The organism is Methylobacterium sp. 092160098-2 (genome assembly GCF_028920805.1).
GTDB lineage: Bacteria > Pseudomonadota > Alphaproteobacteria > Rhizobiales > Beijerinckiaceae > Methylobacterium > Methylobacterium fujisawaense.
This window is the reverse complement of record NZ_JAQPZJ010000001.1, coordinates 708,286-723,830: the sequence shown is the minus strand read 5'-3', so window position 1 is coordinate 723,830 and position 15,545 is coordinate 708,286. Positions and strand designations below refer to the sequence as shown.

The window sequence follows — 15,545 nt, the reverse complement described above, 5'->3', positions numbered from 1 at the left end:
AGCCGACGGAGCCGCCGAGGCCCCGATCGGCTTCGCTTGGCCAATGAGCACGGGCCGGTTCCGAGACTCGTCGGCCCATCCTACCAGTGCCGTCGTGATGCGACCTGCGCCGGCCTCAGTGATAGCCCGGTGCTCCCGCCGCGACCTTGCCGCGGAACAGCCAGTACACGTAGGCTGTATAGACCAGGATCATCGGCACGAGCACGACGGCACCGGCCAGCAGGAAAGCTTGGCTGCTGGGATGCGTCGCCGCATCCCAGATCGAGATGGCCGGCGGTACGATCATCGGCCACAGGCTGACCCCGAGCCCGATATACGACATCAGGAACAGACCCAGGGCGCACAGGAACGGCGTCACCTCGGCGCGTCGCTCGAGGGCGACGAAGAAGCGCCAAGCGAGCACGGCGACCAGGGCGGGAATCGGGGCAGCCAGCGCGATATTCGGCCAGGACAGCCACCGGGCCCGGAACGCGTCGCTCAGGATCGGCATGGCGGCCGAGACGATCGCAATGGCCGCCAGCGTGACGAAGCCGAGTTGGCGTGCCAGCCGATAGGCCCGGAGCTGGAGTTCACCCTCGGTCTTCCAGATGAGCCAGCAGGCGCCGAGCAGGCCGTACCCGCCCACTAGGGCGATGCCCGTCAGCACGGAGAACGGGGTCAGCCAGTCCCACCAGCCGCCCGCATAGGCGCGGCCCTCGACCCGGATGCCCTGGACCAGGGCACCGAGGCAGATGCCCTGGCAGAAGGTCGCCACGTAACTGCCCCACGAGAAGGACCGATCCCAGGCGCGCTGGCTTCGGAGAGTGGCCGCCCGGAACCGCATCTCGAAGGCGACACCGCGGAAGACCAAGGCCAGGAGCATCAGGATCAGCGGCATGTAGAGCGCCGGCAGGATCGTGGCGTAGGCGAGGGGGAACACTGCAAACAGACCGCCGCCGCCGAGGATCAGCCAGGTCTCGTTGCCGTCCCAGACCGGGGCGACGGTGTTGACCATAAGATCCCGATCCGCTTTGCCGCGAACTGCGGGGAACAGGATGCCGACCCCGAGGTCGAAGCCGTCCATCACCACGTAGAGGAACACGGCCGTGGCGATGAGCAACGCCCAGATGAGGGTGAGATCGAGGGACATCGGGCCTACTCCGCGGGCTGGGCGAGGGGACGGCCGGCGCCGGGCGTGCCGGAGACCAGGGCGGGCGCGGGCGTGATGCCGGCGGTGCGGATCGGCTGCCCCGGGGGCGGCCCGGGCTCATGGACGTGCGGCGTCTGGTTGAACAGGTGCAGGAGGTACCAGATGCCGGCGCCGAAGACGGCGAGGTAGACCGCCGCGAAGGCCGCCAGGGAGGCCGCGACCGCCGGGGCCGCCACCGGGGAGACGCTGTCGACGGTGCGCAGCGCGCCGTAGACGGTGAAGGGTTGACGGCCCGCCTCCGTGACCGTCCAGCCGGCCGTGACGGCGATCAATCCGGACGGCCCCATGGCGACGGCGAAGCGGTGAAGCCACGGCGTGTCGTACAGCCGCCCCTGACGGCGCAGCCAGAGCGCGGCTAGACCCAGGGCGATCATCAGAAGGCCGAGCGCAACCATGATCCGGAACGACCAGAACACCAGGGGTAGGTTGGTCGGCCACTGATCGCGCGGGATGTCCCTGAGACCGCGAACCTCGCCGTCGAGGTCGTGGGTCAGATAGAGGCTGGCGAGACCGGGGATGCCGATCCGATTCTGCACCACGCCCGCATTCGCGTCGGGCCAGCCGAACAGGATCGCGGGGGCGCGGCGCTCGGTCTCGAAATGTCCCTCCATGGCGGCGACCTTGGCGGGCTGGTGCGCGTAGGAATTGCCGCCGTGCAGGTCGCCGATCACCAGCTGGGCCGGAGCCACCACGGTGGCCATCCACATGGCCATGGAGAACATCAGCCGCGCCTGGCTATTGCTCCGGTCGCGCAGCAGATGCCACGCCCCCACCGCCCCGACGATCATCGCGGTGGTGAGATAGGCGCCCGTGACCGTGTGGGCGAAGCGGTAGGGGAAGGACGGGTTGAAGATGATCGCCAGCCAGTCGGCCGGTTCGAAGCGCCCGTCCGGCCCGATGGCGTGGCCGGTGGGCGTCTGCATCCAGGAATTGGCCGATAGGATCCAGAATGCGGAGGTCAGCGTGCCGAAGGCGACGAGGCAGGTCGCCAGGAAGTGCAGCCCCTTGCCGACCCGCTCCAGGCCGAACAGCATGACGCCGAGGAAGCCCGCCTCCAGAAAGAAGGCCGTCAGAACCTCGTAGCCGAGCAGGGGGCCGAGCACCGGCGCCGTCCGGTCGGCGAAGACCGACCAGTTGGTGCCGAACTGGTAGCTCATGACCAGGCCGGAGACGACGCCCATCGCGAAGGCGACCGCGAAGACGCGGAGCCAGTACCGATAGGTATCCAGATAGACGGCCTCGCCGGTCCTGAGCCAGAAGCCTTCGAGGACCGCGAGATAGCTCGCGAGTCCGATGGTGAAGGCCGGGAACAGGAAGTGCCAGACGACGGTGAGCGCGAATTGTGCTCGCGCGAGATCGACTGCGCTCGGCAGTTCGAGAGCGGACATCACGGTCTCCCAGGGGACGAACGGGCCGGATGTGCCGCAGCTTGAGCGCTGCCGCGTTGATTCAGCTCAAGGCCGGAGCGCGCGAATCCGACAAGCCGGTGCGGTGCCGATTGCGCTGGATCAAGGCTGCGGCCACTCCCACCGACCATACGGCTCTGGTCGGGGCCGTGTGTCGGTCGCGCGGAGACCGCCATGTCCTATGCCAACATCCTCGTTTCCGTGGACTTCGCGGAATCGACGCCCGACCGCGTGCGGCTGGCGGCGGCCTTGGCGCGCCGCTTCGATGCGACGCTGACCGGCGCGGCCGCCGCCGAGGTGCCGGCCCCCCTGTTTGCCCATGACATCCGCGACGCGCAGGCCCAGCACGAGCGCCTCAAGGCCGAAGTCCTCGTGGACCTTGAGCAGGCGCAGGCGATCTTCGCGCGCTGCGCAGGCGCGGCACCGCGGACCGCTTGGTGTGGCGGCCTCGACCGGCCGTCCGCTCATCTCGTGGACAAGGGCCGTGCCGCCGACCTGATCGTCGTCGGCCGGGCCGGCGAGAGCGAGATCGACCCCGGGCCGTTCGGCGTGGCGATCGCGCCGGTTCTGATGGAGGCCGGACGGCCGGTCCTCGTCGTTCCCCCGCGCGTCAGAGGGGAGCCGGGCCGGCGCATCGTCGTGGCCTGGAAGGATTCGCCGGAGGCGCGACGGGCGGTAGCCGGGGCCCTGCCGTTCCTGCGCTCGGCGGATCGGGTCTTCGTCGCCACGGCGGGCGAAGGCGCCCGCCTGGAAGGCGCGGACGAGGTGGCCGCTCATCTCGCGCTCCACGGCGCGTCCGTCGCCACGCATCTGTTGTCTCCGACGGTCAGCGATGGCGACGAGATCCTGCGTTTTGCTCACGACCAGCAGGCTGACCTGATCGTCATGGGCGCGTACGGCCACTCACGCCTGCGGGAATGGATCTTCGGCGGCGCGACACGCCACATCCTTCACGCGACCAATGTCTGCTGCCTGATGGCGCATTGACGGGCCTGCGGCGATGCTTCGTCGTCGGGGATCGGTCATCCGCACGTCGCCAGACGGAGCCGGATCATCCGCGCGACCCGAGCGGATGACCGTGCGGGCCGCGTCCATGCTCCGCAGGCGCGGCCTGCCGGTACGCCACGCGACACCGGACGGGAGAGGTCCGCGCCGGTTCTAGCGGGAGAAGTGGGTTGTCGACATCCGGTCCGTGACGAGTTCGGACGGCACCCAGTCGAATTGCGGCACCGGCTCATGCCGGATCAAAGCCAGGGCATCATCGATCGCACGACGGCCTTGTAAGCTCGCATCCTGGTGGATCGTTACGGCAAGCCGTTTGTCCTGCATGGCCTGCATCCCGGCGGCGGTCGCATCCACGCCCCCGATCAGGATCCGGCCCGCCGGAATTCCGGCCGCCTCCGCGGCTTCGGCAGCACCGATCGCCATCTCGTCGGTGACGGCTGCGATCGCATCGATGGTCGGCTTCCGGGCGAGCCAATCGGCCACCGCGGCTCGGGCCGCCGAACGGTCGCAGTCCACCGCCGCCTCCGCGACCAGCCGGAGGCCCGGGGATTCGGCCAGGACCTCCTTCACGCCCTCGGCGCGAGGCGTCGACCCGGGGTGCGACGTGCAGCCCGCAAGGATCCCCACGCGGCCCCTCCCGTCCAGCATCTGCCCAAGCTTGCGCATCTGCAACCGCCCGGCGACGAGGTCATCCGGCTGGACGAAAGCGACTCGTCCGGCGAACCAAGCCGAACGGGGTGCGCCGTTGACGGCGACCAGCGGAACATCCGCCTCTTGCGCCAGATGGATGATCGCGGCCCAAGCCGACGAGTCGACAGGGCTCACCACGAGCGCGTCGACCTTCTCGGCGATGACGCGCCGGGCCTGCACGATCTGCTGCGCGCCCGCGCCTTCCGGCGCATAGTCGAAATGCACCGTTATCCCGCGCGACACCGCGTGCTCCTTCAGGCTGTCGTGCAGAAGGCGGGTGAGGGCCGCCGGCGGAGTCATCAGAACGGCGATCGTGGTGGCAGACGCCGGTTTCGCGCAGACGATGACGGCGAGAGCCCCGGCCCAGGCGGCTCGTCGCAGGCGCGAGCGCATCTGCGCCCGATCTGTCCGGTCCATGACGCCCGCTCCGTTCCGGTCGTTCCGTGCCCCGCGTCAGGCCGCGCGGAGATTGTCGAGAAAGCCAGCGATCTCGCCGCCCAGACGTTCGGCGTCCCGCGACAAGCTGCGGGCCGCGGCCAACATGCCGGCCGCGACCGTGTCGGCCTCCGCGGCCGGACCGGTTGCTCCCGGGACGTCGAAGCCGGGTTCCACAGCGTCGGCGGTACAGGGGATGACGATCTGGACGGCCTCCCGCGCTGCAGCGCCCTGCTGCTCGACGGCGACGGCGATCGAAGCCGCCGCCCGGCTCATGTCGGCGACTCGGGCGGTGATGCCTGCGATCGCCGACGTCGCCTCGACAGTCGATCCCTGCAGTTCGGCCACGTGCCGGCCGATGACTTCGGTGGCCTCTTTGGTCTGTCCCGCCAGGGTCTTCACTTCGGCGGCCACAACCGCGAATCCGCGCCCTGCCTCACCGGCCCGCGCGGCTTCGATCGCGGCATTGAGGGCGAGGAGATGGGTCTGGGCGGCAATCTTGGTGATCATGCGGACCACATCGCCGATCCGGTCCGCGGCGCCGCTGAGGGCTTGAACACGCGAGAGGGTCTGTTCCGCCTCCACCGCCGCGCCACCCGCCAGGGACGCCGTGATCTCGGCTTGGCGATTGACCTCGTGGGCCGCAGAGTTGAACGCCCCGGTAGCGGCGGCAATCCGCCGGACGTCGGACTGAGCCTGTTCCGCTGCGGCAGCCATCGTCGCCGCGTGGCTCGTCGTCAACGTGACCATCTCGCAGAGTCTCTCGGCCGTGGCGCGCAGCTCCGCCGAGTCGGATGACACGGTCTCGACAACCCCGCCGATCTCGGCTTCGAACTGCTCCGTCATGTTGCGAAACGCGTCACGGCGTTGCTGTTCACGGCGCGCCTGCACTCGGGCAGCGTCCTCTTCGCGGCGTTCGGCGTGCCGAATCCTGTTCTCACAGGCCCTGAGAGCCCCCGCCATCGCGCCGAGTTCGACCTCCTGCATCAGGGTGGAAATCGGAACCGTGGACCCGTTCTCCGCCCATCGCTGCAGGGTGGCGGTTATCGCCGACACCGGTCGAACGACATGGCGCAGGACGATCCACGCCAGCCCGAGGCTGATCGGTGCGGAGGCCGACACGGCCATGGCGAGCGCCCACCACGCCATCCGGCCGGTTGTATCGACGGTCTTGGCTTCTTCGGCGATCCTGCCTTGACGGTTCATGAGCAACGCGTCGACCGCCTGCAGAAGCGCTGCCGCATCGGCCTCCAGCACCGTCGAGAGGACCTGGTCGGCGAGTTCGCGTTCCCCGGCCCGGTCGAGGGCGGCCGCCTCGGCCCCGACAGCGAGGACGTGCTGCCAAGCTACGCGCAGAGTTTGCGCCAGCTTTTGATCATCAGGCGCCGTAACGGTCGGAAGATACGCGCTCCAGGCGGCCGAGAGCGATCGATGCGCCGCGTCGATCTTGACGAAGCTTTCACGACGGGCCTCCTCAGTCGGCGCAGCGTGCGCCAGAACCGCAAGCGTCCGAAGCTCCTGACTCAGTTGCTTGATGGTGCCGAGCTGGGTCGTGGCCTTGATCTCACCGGCCAGGGTGCGACTCGCTGCTTCGACGATGCCGATCCGGACTGCCGAGACCAATCCAATACCAATCGGAACACTGAACATCGTCACGGCAAATGCAATAACGATCAATCGAACGCTTAATTCACGCCGCAGCCCAAGAAATGACAGACGCACATGCATCCAATGGTTTCCGATAAGATCATTGGACTATCTTCTATGCAATAATCTCTCCAAAATCAACGCCCGTATATAAACAGTTGTTATACTTGATGAAGATTATAGTAAAGCATAATTGCCTGGTAAAATATAGACATAACAAGAAAATATAATGATATTAGCATCTATTACTCTTCAGATGACCGTCTCATTTGCGGGCGGACGATCTCCGCAGATTGAGTGTCGCGCGTCGCAAATCTGATCTGCCTGTGGGCGGCACACGCCGCGCGTCGCGCTGCGGCACGCCGCCGATCCCATCCGCACATCGCTTGCATGCCGGATCGGCCGCGCCGCCTGCCGAGCGCCGCAGATGCGTCGCTCAGTCTACCCCGCCAACGCCGGGCGAGGCTGCGTCTGCACCGAGGTCAGAGCGGCTTGGTCTGCTGGGCGCGCATCCACAACAGGCCGGCCAAGCCCATCCACGGGCACACGAAGACGATGAAGGCGACCAATCCCATGGATCATCTCCCGGCGAACCGTGTGTGACGTCAAGAAACGCTCGCCGATTTCGCCGGATCCGCCTCATTGTCCGCAGCCCGAGCTTGGCGCGCCATCGCGATCAATTCCGATGCCGTAAATCCGCGGTGCGGGGGCGGTTCAGGGAGGTTACCCGGGGTCGGCAAACGCGGCGCCGGCGGAAGGGGCGATGCCCGCCCCGGCCATAACCGCTTCAGCCGACCTGCCTTGCGCAAGGTTCGCTCCACCACGCATCCATCTCCCGCTCATGAACTGCGGTGACGGGTAGGCGAGGGCCTGCCGCCGGGTAAGCCGGCCCGGGACAAGTGTGCAGCCGAGGCCCGGCGCGTGGCGTATGGCCCACCCTCTGGGCGGCCGCCGGCATTGCCCTATGGCACGCTCTTCAGACGCGAGACGCACCGGGGCTCAGACCCGATCAGCCCGCACCGCCGGTTGCCGTGCGGACAGCCGGTGCAGTTGAGCTGTCTCGTCATCCGCGACATTGCCGTCGACGCTCGAAGTCCGGCTGGTCGGACCGGCGCGCGAGCCCGAAGGTTTCGTTCTGCAAAGTCGTTTGACCAAATTGCTTCAACTACAGCTCATTGCGGCGCACGATATCGAATGAGCCACCAATTTCGTCCGGCTCCGGATGGGCGGTCCGTCGTACGCGAGTGCCGACGCGCGTGCGGATAGCGGCGGAAGTGTTTGACCTGCGCGACGTCCGGCCCTTCCACCTTCAGCCGAAGGCGCGCGAAGCTTCCCGGACCTGACGCGTCGCCCGGTCTGCGCGTGCGCTGGCCTGCGCGATCGTGTTCATGCCCGCCGAGATCGCGGACACATCCTGCGCTGCGGTCTGCATGCTGCCGGACATTGCCCGCATGACCACGGATTGTTCTTCCACCGCAGCCGCAAGGGTGGACGATACCGTGTTCAACGTATGGATCGTTCCCTGGATCGCATCGATGGCGTCGACGGCCTCACGGGTCGCCGACTGGGTGGAGGCGATCTGGAGTCGGATCTGGTCCGTCGCCCGGCCGGTCTGGGCGGCGAGGGTCTTCACCTCCGTGGCCACCACCGCGAAGCCGCGTCCGGCCGCGCCGGCCCGCGCCGCCTCGATGGTCGCGTTCAAAGCCAACAGATTGGTCTGGGCAGCGATCCCGGAGATGAGGCCGAGGACATCGCCGATCTGGGTGGCGTTTTCGCTGAGCCCCGTCACGATCTGACCGGTGCGCTGCGCCTGTTCCACGGCTTGTCCCGCGACATCCGCCGCGTGATTCACCTGCCGATTCATGTCGTCCACTGACGCGGACAGCTTTTCCGCGCCGATGGCGACCGACTGGATGTCGCTCGACACGCGGCCGACGCGCGTGACCGCCTCGTCGGCTTGGCGCGTGACGTCCGCCACGGCGGCGCCAATGGCGTCGAGTTCATCACCGATCGCGCGCTGCGCGGCCGCGCGTTGCTGCCGTTCATGGACTTGCGCAGTGATGTCGGTGGCGAATTTGACGACGCGGATCGGCTTCCCGTCCACGTCGGTGATGGGATTGTACGTCGCCTGGATCCAGATTTCGCGACCGCCCTTTCCGGTGCGTTTGAAGGCCCCGGATTGAAATTCGCCGCGCGCCAACGCAGCCCAGAACAGGCGGTAAGCCTCGCTGGTGCGCTCGGCCTCGCTCACGAACAGGCTGTGATGGCGTCCGACGATCTCGTCCAGTTCGTAACCCACCGCGGTCAGAAAATTGGGATTGGCGGTGACGATGGTGCCGTCGAGGGAGAAGGCGATGACGGCCTGCGAGCGATGCAGCGCGGTGATCTGTCCTTCGAGATCGAGGGTTCGCAGCTTCTGCGCCGTGATGTCGGTGGCGAATTTGACGATCTTCACCGGCTTGCCGCCCGCGTCGAGCACCGGATTGTAGGTTGCCTGGATCCAGACCTCGCGGCCACCCTTGGCGAGGCGCTTGTACTCGGCGCTCTCGAACGTACCGTGCCGCAGGCTCTCCCAGAAACGGCGATAGTCCTCACTCTCTCGCACGGCCGGTTCGACGAACAGGCTGTGGTGACGGCCCTGGATTTCCGCGAGCGTGTAGCCCATGGCCGCGAGAAAGTTCTCGTTGGCGTCCAGAATTGTGCCGTCGAGCGCGAACTCAATCGTGGCAAGGGATCGGCTCAAAGCTGCAAGTTTTGCGGCTTGGTCGTTCCGAGTCCTGAGTCCCTCGAACATTGATCCTCCACATATCACGACCGCGGTGCGGCAGAAGCGCACAACAGCACGGTCGAAGCTGGCTTTTTTCTAGTCCAGGCGTCGTTTGTCGTCCCAAACGACCTCGGGTTGTCACCGACGCCCCAGCCAATCGGCATCTTTCATAGGCGCGGACCGTTTCAGTGCCGTTAAGGGCCCGCCTCTCAACATCAGAATCACACGCGATGACCGGCGAGAACGGACTGTTCAATAAACCCCGAGTCATCGCCCAGAGATTGTGCCCTTACGTTTCAGGGCTTGATCTTGGACAATCCTGCGTTGTGCGCAGCGTGAGCTTTTCCGGCGGACTGACGCGCCGTGCTCTGCCCCGGCGCGGAGCAACCGGTATCCGCCCTGCAGGCGGCGGTCCCGCTGTCGCCGGGGAGCACCGACGGACGGGCGCCGTTTCCAGGCCCGTCGCGCGTCGAGGGACGTCAGGCGGTCCGGCCGATCGTCGCCTCGATGCGACCGGCAGGCTCATCCGTCGGCAGAAAGATGGTTCCAGCGTTGTCGAGGCCGAAGGAAGTGAGGTCGATCGGCAGGTAATGCTTGTTGGGCATCACGAAGCCGATCTCGGCGAGTTCCGGAACGGCGTCGAGCGCGGCCTCACCCATCCGGTACATGCTGTCCTGAATGCCGCGGCTGTAGGTCGTGCCGAACACCGTGAGCAGCGTCTGGAGGATGCGGGCATTGGCCTCGCTGCAATCGGCAGGGGGCGACGCCCAGGTCCAGGTCGCATCCATGCTGGTGGCGGCGATGCGATCCGTCGTATCCGGCAGCGTCCGGTATCGGTCCGCAACGAAACCCGACCAGCCCGATTGGGTCGTCTTCATGAAGGTGTAGCCCCGCAGACCGGAGCGCAGCGTCGAACCGGCTCGGCTGGCGGTGAGCGCCACGAAGCCGGTGCCGTTCCCGTCCCGCGTGAAGGTATGCCCGTGCGGCGCGCCCGCAATCGCGTGACGCAGCCAGCGGATCTCCTCTGCCTCGATGGCGACGGCCTCGATCTGCGGATAGGTCTCGAGCAGGACCTGCGCGACCGCGGCGACGAAGGCTTCCGCGTCGAGAGTCAGGTTCTGCGCCGCCGTGACGTTGACGATGTTCCTGATGCTGTCGGTGGCGATGGCGGCGCGGTTATCCCCCGTGGTCCAGGCGGCCTCGAAGCGGCCGGTCAGCATGACCGACAGCGTCAGCTCCCGCGGCGTATGGTGCTCGCCGTCGCGGGCGAGACGCAGCACACGAACCCGCTCCTTGCCGTAGCGCGATGCCGTCAGGGCCATGGGGATCTCCGAGCGGGCCGCAGCCGGCCATCTCACGCGATTCTGATTCATCCTAGGCCGAGGCGGGCGGGGGCGCCAAGGTTCCCCGGCACCGCCGCGGCTTGACCGGTGCCTCATATCGGCCGGCATAGTGAAGGGCCGGACCGAACCGGCGCCGGACCGGCGAGGGGGTATGGACCTCAACACCATCGAGACCGTCCTGCGTCCGCGCAGCCGGATCGAGTTGCCCGCCTGGCAGGACGGCGATGCCTGCCTGGGCGGCGGCACGTGGCTGTTCTCCGAGCCGCAGGTCGGGATGCGGCGCCTCATCGACCTCGCGACCCTCGGCTGGCCGCCGCACACGATCGACGCAGGCGGCCTCACGCTGGCTGCGACCTGCACCATCGCGCAGCTCGACCGGCTGGAATTGCCGCCGGGCTGGAACGCGGCGCCCCTGGTCGGCCAGTGCTGTCGGGCGCTGCTCGGCTCCTTCAAGATCTGGAACGTGGCCACGGTCGGCGGCAATGTCTGCCTCGCCCTCCCGGCCGGCCCGATGATCGCCCTCGCGACCGCCCTGGACGCGACCTGCACGATCTGGTCCGCGGACGGGACCGAGCGCCACGTCCCGGTGATCGACTTCGTCCTCGGTCCGCAGCGCAATGCCCTGAGACCGGGCGAAGTCCTCCGCAGCCTCTCGATGCCGGCCGCTGCCCTTGCGCGCCGCACGGCGTTCCGCCGCGTCAGCCTCAGCCCGAACGGCCGTTCCGGCGCGCTGCTCATCGGGACGCGCGCCGCGGACGGCGCCTTCGCGCTGACCGTCACGGCCTCGGTGACGCGTCCGCTCCGCCTGACCTTCGACGAGTGGCCGAGTCCGGATGCGCTGACGCGTGCCCTCGACGCTGCGATTCCGGATGCCCTCTATCACGACGATGTCCACGGCCGGCCCGACTGGCGCCGCCACATGACCCGGCACTTCGCCGAGGAGATCCGCGCGTCGCTCGACGCGGCGCCGTCGCCGGGAGCCGCGTCATGAAGGTTATGATCAACGGCGCGATGCACGAGGGTTCGCCGCGGGCCGGACAGTGCCTGCGGACCTATCTGCGTGAGGCGGGCTGGTTCGGTGTCAAGAAGGGCTGCGACGCTGGCGATTGCGGCGCCTGCACGATTCATCTCGACGGCGAGCCGGTCCACAGCTGCCTCGTCCCGGCATTCCGCGCCGAGGGCCGGAGCGTAACGACGATCGAAGGCCTGGCGGGTCCCTGCCATCCCGACGATCCCGAGCCCGCCGAGTTCCATCCGATGCAGCAGGCCTTCCTGGACGCCCAGGGCTTCCAGTGCGGGTTCTGCACGCCGGGCATGATCATGACGGCGGCGAGGCTCGACCAGGGGCAGAAGCAGGATCTCGGCACCGCCCTCAAGGGCAATCTCTGCCGCTGTACCGGCTACCGCGCCGTCCGCGAGGCCATCGCGGGCAGCGCAAGGTCCGTGGAGCGCGGCGGCTGTGGAGATCCGGTCGGGCGGAACTGCCCGGCGCCGGCCGCGCCGCTGGTGGTGTCCGGTCGCGCCCGTTTCACCCTGGACGCCCCGGTCGGCGACACGCTCCATCTCAAGGTCCTGCGCTCGCCCCATGCCCATGCCCGGATCGTGGCGATCGACGCCGCGGCAGCGCGCGCCGTCCCGGGGGTCGTGGCCGTGCTGACCCATGCGGACGCACCGACGCGCCGGTTCTCCACCGGCCGCCACGAGGATCCGCGGGACGATGCGTCCGACACGCGGGTGCTCGACCCGATCCTGCGCTTCGTGGGCCAGCGCGTCGCCGCCGTGGTGGCGGAGTCTGAAGCGGCCGCCGAGGCCGGCTGCCGGGCCCTTCAGGTCACCTACGAGGTCCGCCCGGCGCTCCTCGATCCGGACCGCGCCCTGGAGCCCGACGCACCCCGGGTCCACGATCCCCGCGACGGCCCGGGCGATGATGCGCCGCCCCTCGGACGCCACCCCAACCTCGCCGGCGAGGTCCACGGCGCGATCGGCGACGTGGAGGCCGGCTTGGCCGAAGCCGACTTCGTCTATGCCGGGACGTTCCGGTCGCAGCGCGTCCAGCACGCCGCCATGGAGACCCATGGCTGCATCGGATGGCGCGCCGAGGACGGCCGCCTGACGCTGCGCACGAGCACCCAGGTGCCGTTCCTGACCCGGGACGCGCTGGCCGACCTGTTCGGCCTGGAGAAGGACGCGGTGCGCGTGGTCTGCGCCCGGGTCGGGGGCGGCTTCGGCGGCAAACAGGAGATGCTCACCGAGGATCTCGTCGCCCTGGCGGTCCTGCACACCGGCCGACCGGTCCGCTGGGAGCTGACCCGCCGGGAACAGTTCGTCGGAACCACGACGCGTCATCCGATGCGGGTGGATGTGAAGGTCGGCGCCCGGCGCGACGGCACGCTGACGGCGCTCAGCCTGGACGTCCTGTCCGACACCGGCGCCTACGGCAACCACGCCGGCGGCGTGATCCATCACGCCTGCAACGAGGTGCTGGCCGCCTATGTCTGCCCGAACAAGCGGGTCGATGGCCGCGCCGTCTACACCCATACGCTGCCGGCCGGGGCCTTCCGGGGCTATGGGCTGAGCCAGACCGTCTTCGCCCTGGAATCCGCCCTTGACGAGGTGGCCCGCGGGCTCGGCCTCGACCCCTTCGCGCTGCGGCGGCACAACGCCGTCAAGCCGGGCGACGCCCTGGTGTCGAACAGCCTGGAGCCCCACGACGTGGTGTTCGGCAGCTACGGCCTCGACCAGTGCCTGACCCTGGTCGAGGAGGCGCTGCAAGCCGATCCGGGACCGGAGCCGGAGGCCGGCTGGCGCTGCGGAACCGGCATGGCGATGGCGATGATCGACACGATTCCCCCGCGCGGCCACCATGCCGATGCGCGGGTCGGCCTGGACGCCGACGGGCACTTTACCGTGCGCGTCGGGACGGCGGAGTTCGGCAACGGCACCAGCACGGTGCATCGGCAGATCGCGGCCTCGGCGCTTGGCGTCGCGCCGGAGCGCGTTCGCATCGCGGGCGCGGACACCGATGGCGTCGGCCACGATACCGGCGCCTATGGCAGCACGGGGACCGTTGTGGCGGGTCTGGCGACGCTCCGCGCCGCGGAGGCGCTCGCGGTCCGGATCCGCACGCGGGCGGCGGAAATCGCGGGTGCGTCCCCGGATTCCTGCCGCGTGGCGGGGGATGTCGTCGAGACGCCGGCCGGGCCGGTGACGCTCGCGGCGATCGGACCGCTCGACGCGGCCGGCCGGGCCGACGGCAGCCCGCGCTCGGTGGCGTTCAACGTCCACGCCTTCCGGGTCGCGGTCGATCCCGTGAGCGGGCTGGTGCGCATCCTCAGGAGCGTTCACGCCGCCGATGCTGGGCGGGTCATCAACCCGATGCAGTGCCGCGGACAGGTCGAGGGCGGCGTCGCGCAGGCGATCGGCGCAGCGCTCTACGAGGAGGTCCGCGTCGGTACGGACGGGAGCCTCATCACGCAGACATTCCGCGACTACCACATCCCCGCCTGCGCCGACGTGCCGGACACCGAGGTCCTGTTCGCCGACACGTACGACAGCGTCGGCCCCCTCGGCGCCAAGTCGATGAGCGAGTCGCCCTTCAACCCGGTGGCGGCGGCGCTCGGCAACGCGATCCGCGACGCGACCGGCGCGAGGCTGACCGCGACCCCCTTCGCCCCCGACAGGATCTACCGGGCCGTGGCGGCCGGCGGGACCGGGCTCTCGTGATGGATCGCCCGCGGGATGCCACGCCGGCGGCCAAACCCGGCTTTCTGGAGCGCACCTTCCGCCTCGCCGAGCACGGTACCAGCGTGCGCACGGAGGTGCTGGCGGGGCTGACCACCTTCCTGACGATGGCCTACATCGTCTTCATCAATCCGAGCATCCTGGCGGATGCCGGCATGCCGCGGGGCGCGGTGTTCGTGGCGACCTGCCTCGTGGCGGCGCTCGGCTCGCTGATCATGGCGCTCTACGCCAATTACCCGATCGCCCTCGCGCCCGGGATGGGGCTCAACGCCTACTTCACCTACGTGGTGGTCCAGCAACTCGGCTTCAGCTGGCAGGCCGCCCTCGGGGCGGTGTTCATCTCGGGGCTGTGTTTCCTGATCGTCACCCTGACCGGGCTGCGCGCGCTCATCGTCGACGGGATCCCGCGCTCCATGCGCATCGCCATCACGGTGGGGATCGGCCTGTTCCTGGCGATCATCGCGCTCAAGAATGCCGGCCTCGTGGCGGCGAACCCCGCAACCCTCGTCACCCTCGGCGATCTGCACAAGCCCGAGACGATCCTGGCGGTGGTCGGCTTCCTGATGGTGGCCGTCCTGTCCGCGCGGAAGGTTCGGGCGGCGCTGCTCGCCAGCATCCTGACGGTGACGGCTTTGAGCTTCGTGTTCGCCGGCAACACCTTCCAGGGTGTCGTCGCCCTCCCGCCTTCCATCACCCCGACGCTCTTTGCCCTCGACATTCCGGGGGCGCTCTCGGCGGGCCTGCTCAACGTCATCTTGGTCTTGTTCCTGGTCGAGCTGTTCGACGCCACCGGGACGCTGATGGGCGTGGCGAACCGCGCCGGGCTCCTGACAGACGGGCGGATGCGCCGCCTCGACCGGGCCTTGATGGCCGATTCCGTCTCGGTCTTCGCGGGCGCGCTTCTCGGCACGTCGAGCACCACGGCCTATCTGGAGAGCGCCTCCGGCGTGGAGGAGGGCGGCCGCACGGGGCTGACGGCCGCCACCGTGGCGGTTCTGTTCCTCGCCTGCCTGTTCTTCGCCCCTCTGGCCGGTGCCGTCCCGGCCTACGCCACGGCACCGGCGCTGTTCTACGTCGCCTGCCTGATGCTGCGGGAGTTGGTGGAGCTCGACTGGGACGATCTCACGGAGGTGGTGCCGGCCTGCGTGACGGCCCTGCTGATGCCCTTCACCTACTCGATCGCCACCGGCGTCTCCTGCGGGTTCATCACCTACGCGGCGCTGAAGCTGCTCGCCGGCCGGGCCCGGGAGGTGAAGCCGATCGTCTGGGTGATCGCGGCGGTGTTCCTGTTCAAATTCGTCGAGACGGGCGGGGCGCATTGA

The 15,545-nt window shown here is 68.7% G+C and carries 10 protein-coding genes; 4 read left to right on the top strand and 6 right to left on the bottom strand.

What is annotated here, in order from left to right:
* Positions 1-115: 115 nt before the first annotated feature.
* Positions 116-1,129, bottom strand: a complete 1,014-nt coding sequence (gene cydB, locus PQI07_RS03240) for a cytochrome d ubiquinol oxidase subunit II (RefSeq protein WP_274926028.1) — start codon at positions 1,127-1,129, stop codon at positions 116-118.
* Positions 1,130-1,134: 5 nt separating this feature from the next.
* Entirely contained in the window at positions 1,135-2,577 is a 1,443-nt protein-coding gene (locus tag PQI07_RS03235) for a cytochrome ubiquinol oxidase subunit I (protein WP_274926027.1), read from the bottom strand.
* Positions 2,578-2,769: 192 nt separating this feature from the next.
* Between PQI07_RS03235 and PQI07_RS03230 the strand changes: the two genes are divergently transcribed.
* Positions 2,770-3,582, top strand: coding sequence for a universal stress protein (locus PQI07_RS03230; protein ID WP_075381549.1), 813 nt, complete (start codon positions 2,770-2,772; stop codon positions 3,580-3,582).
* 171 nt (positions 3,583-3,753) lie between these two features.
* Here PQI07_RS03230 and PQI07_RS03225 read toward each other — a convergent pair whose 3' ends face one another.
* The 4 genes from PQI07_RS03225 to pucL form a co-directional block, all read right to left on the bottom strand.
* On the bottom strand, positions 3,754-4,683 hold the full coding sequence (locus PQI07_RS03225; RefSeq protein ID WP_274926026.1) for a substrate-binding domain-containing protein: 930 nt from the start codon (positions 4,681-4,683) through the stop codon (positions 3,754-3,756).
* 60 nt (positions 4,684-4,743) lie between these two features.
* Entirely contained in the window at positions 4,744-6,453 is a 1,710-nt protein-coding gene (locus PQI07_RS03220; RefSeq protein ID WP_274926025.1) for a methyl-accepting chemotaxis protein, read from the bottom strand.
* A 1,228-nt stretch (positions 6,454-7,681) separates the two neighbouring features.
* Positions 7,682-9,166, bottom strand: coding sequence for a methyl-accepting chemotaxis protein (locus PQI07_RS03215; RefSeq protein ID WP_274926024.1), 1,485 nt, complete (start codon positions 9,164-9,166; stop codon positions 7,682-7,684).
* A 452-nt stretch (positions 9,167-9,618) separates the two neighbouring features.
* Entirely contained in the window at positions 9,619-10,461 is an 843-nt protein-coding gene (gene pucL / locus PQI07_RS03210; protein WP_274926023.1) for a factor-independent urate hydroxylase, read from the bottom strand.
* A 172-nt stretch (positions 10,462-10,633) separates the two neighbouring features.
* Between pucL and PQI07_RS03205 the strand changes: the two genes are divergently transcribed.
* Genes PQI07_RS03205 through PQI07_RS03195 form a run of 3 tightly spaced genes read left to right on the top strand, consistent with a single transcriptional unit; the run spans position 10,634 to position 15,545 of the window.
* Entirely contained in the window at positions 10,634-11,473 is an 840-nt protein-coding gene (locus PQI07_RS03205; RefSeq protein ID WP_179697908.1) for an FAD binding domain-containing protein, read from the top strand.
* A complete protein-coding gene (locus PQI07_RS03200; RefSeq protein WP_274926022.1) occupies positions 11,470-14,205 on the top strand; it encodes a molybdopterin-dependent oxidoreductase in 2,736 nt (911 codons plus the stop codon). Before PQI07_RS03205 ends, PQI07_RS03200 begins: the two co-directional genes overlap by 4 nt.
* The gene (locus PQI07_RS03195; protein ID WP_274927674.1) at positions 14,205-15,545 is read left to right on the top strand and encodes an NCS2 family permease; all 1,341 of its coding nucleotides are present in this window, start codon (positions 14,205-14,207) and stop codon (positions 15,543-15,545) included. Before PQI07_RS03200 ends, PQI07_RS03195 begins: the two co-directional genes overlap by 1 nt.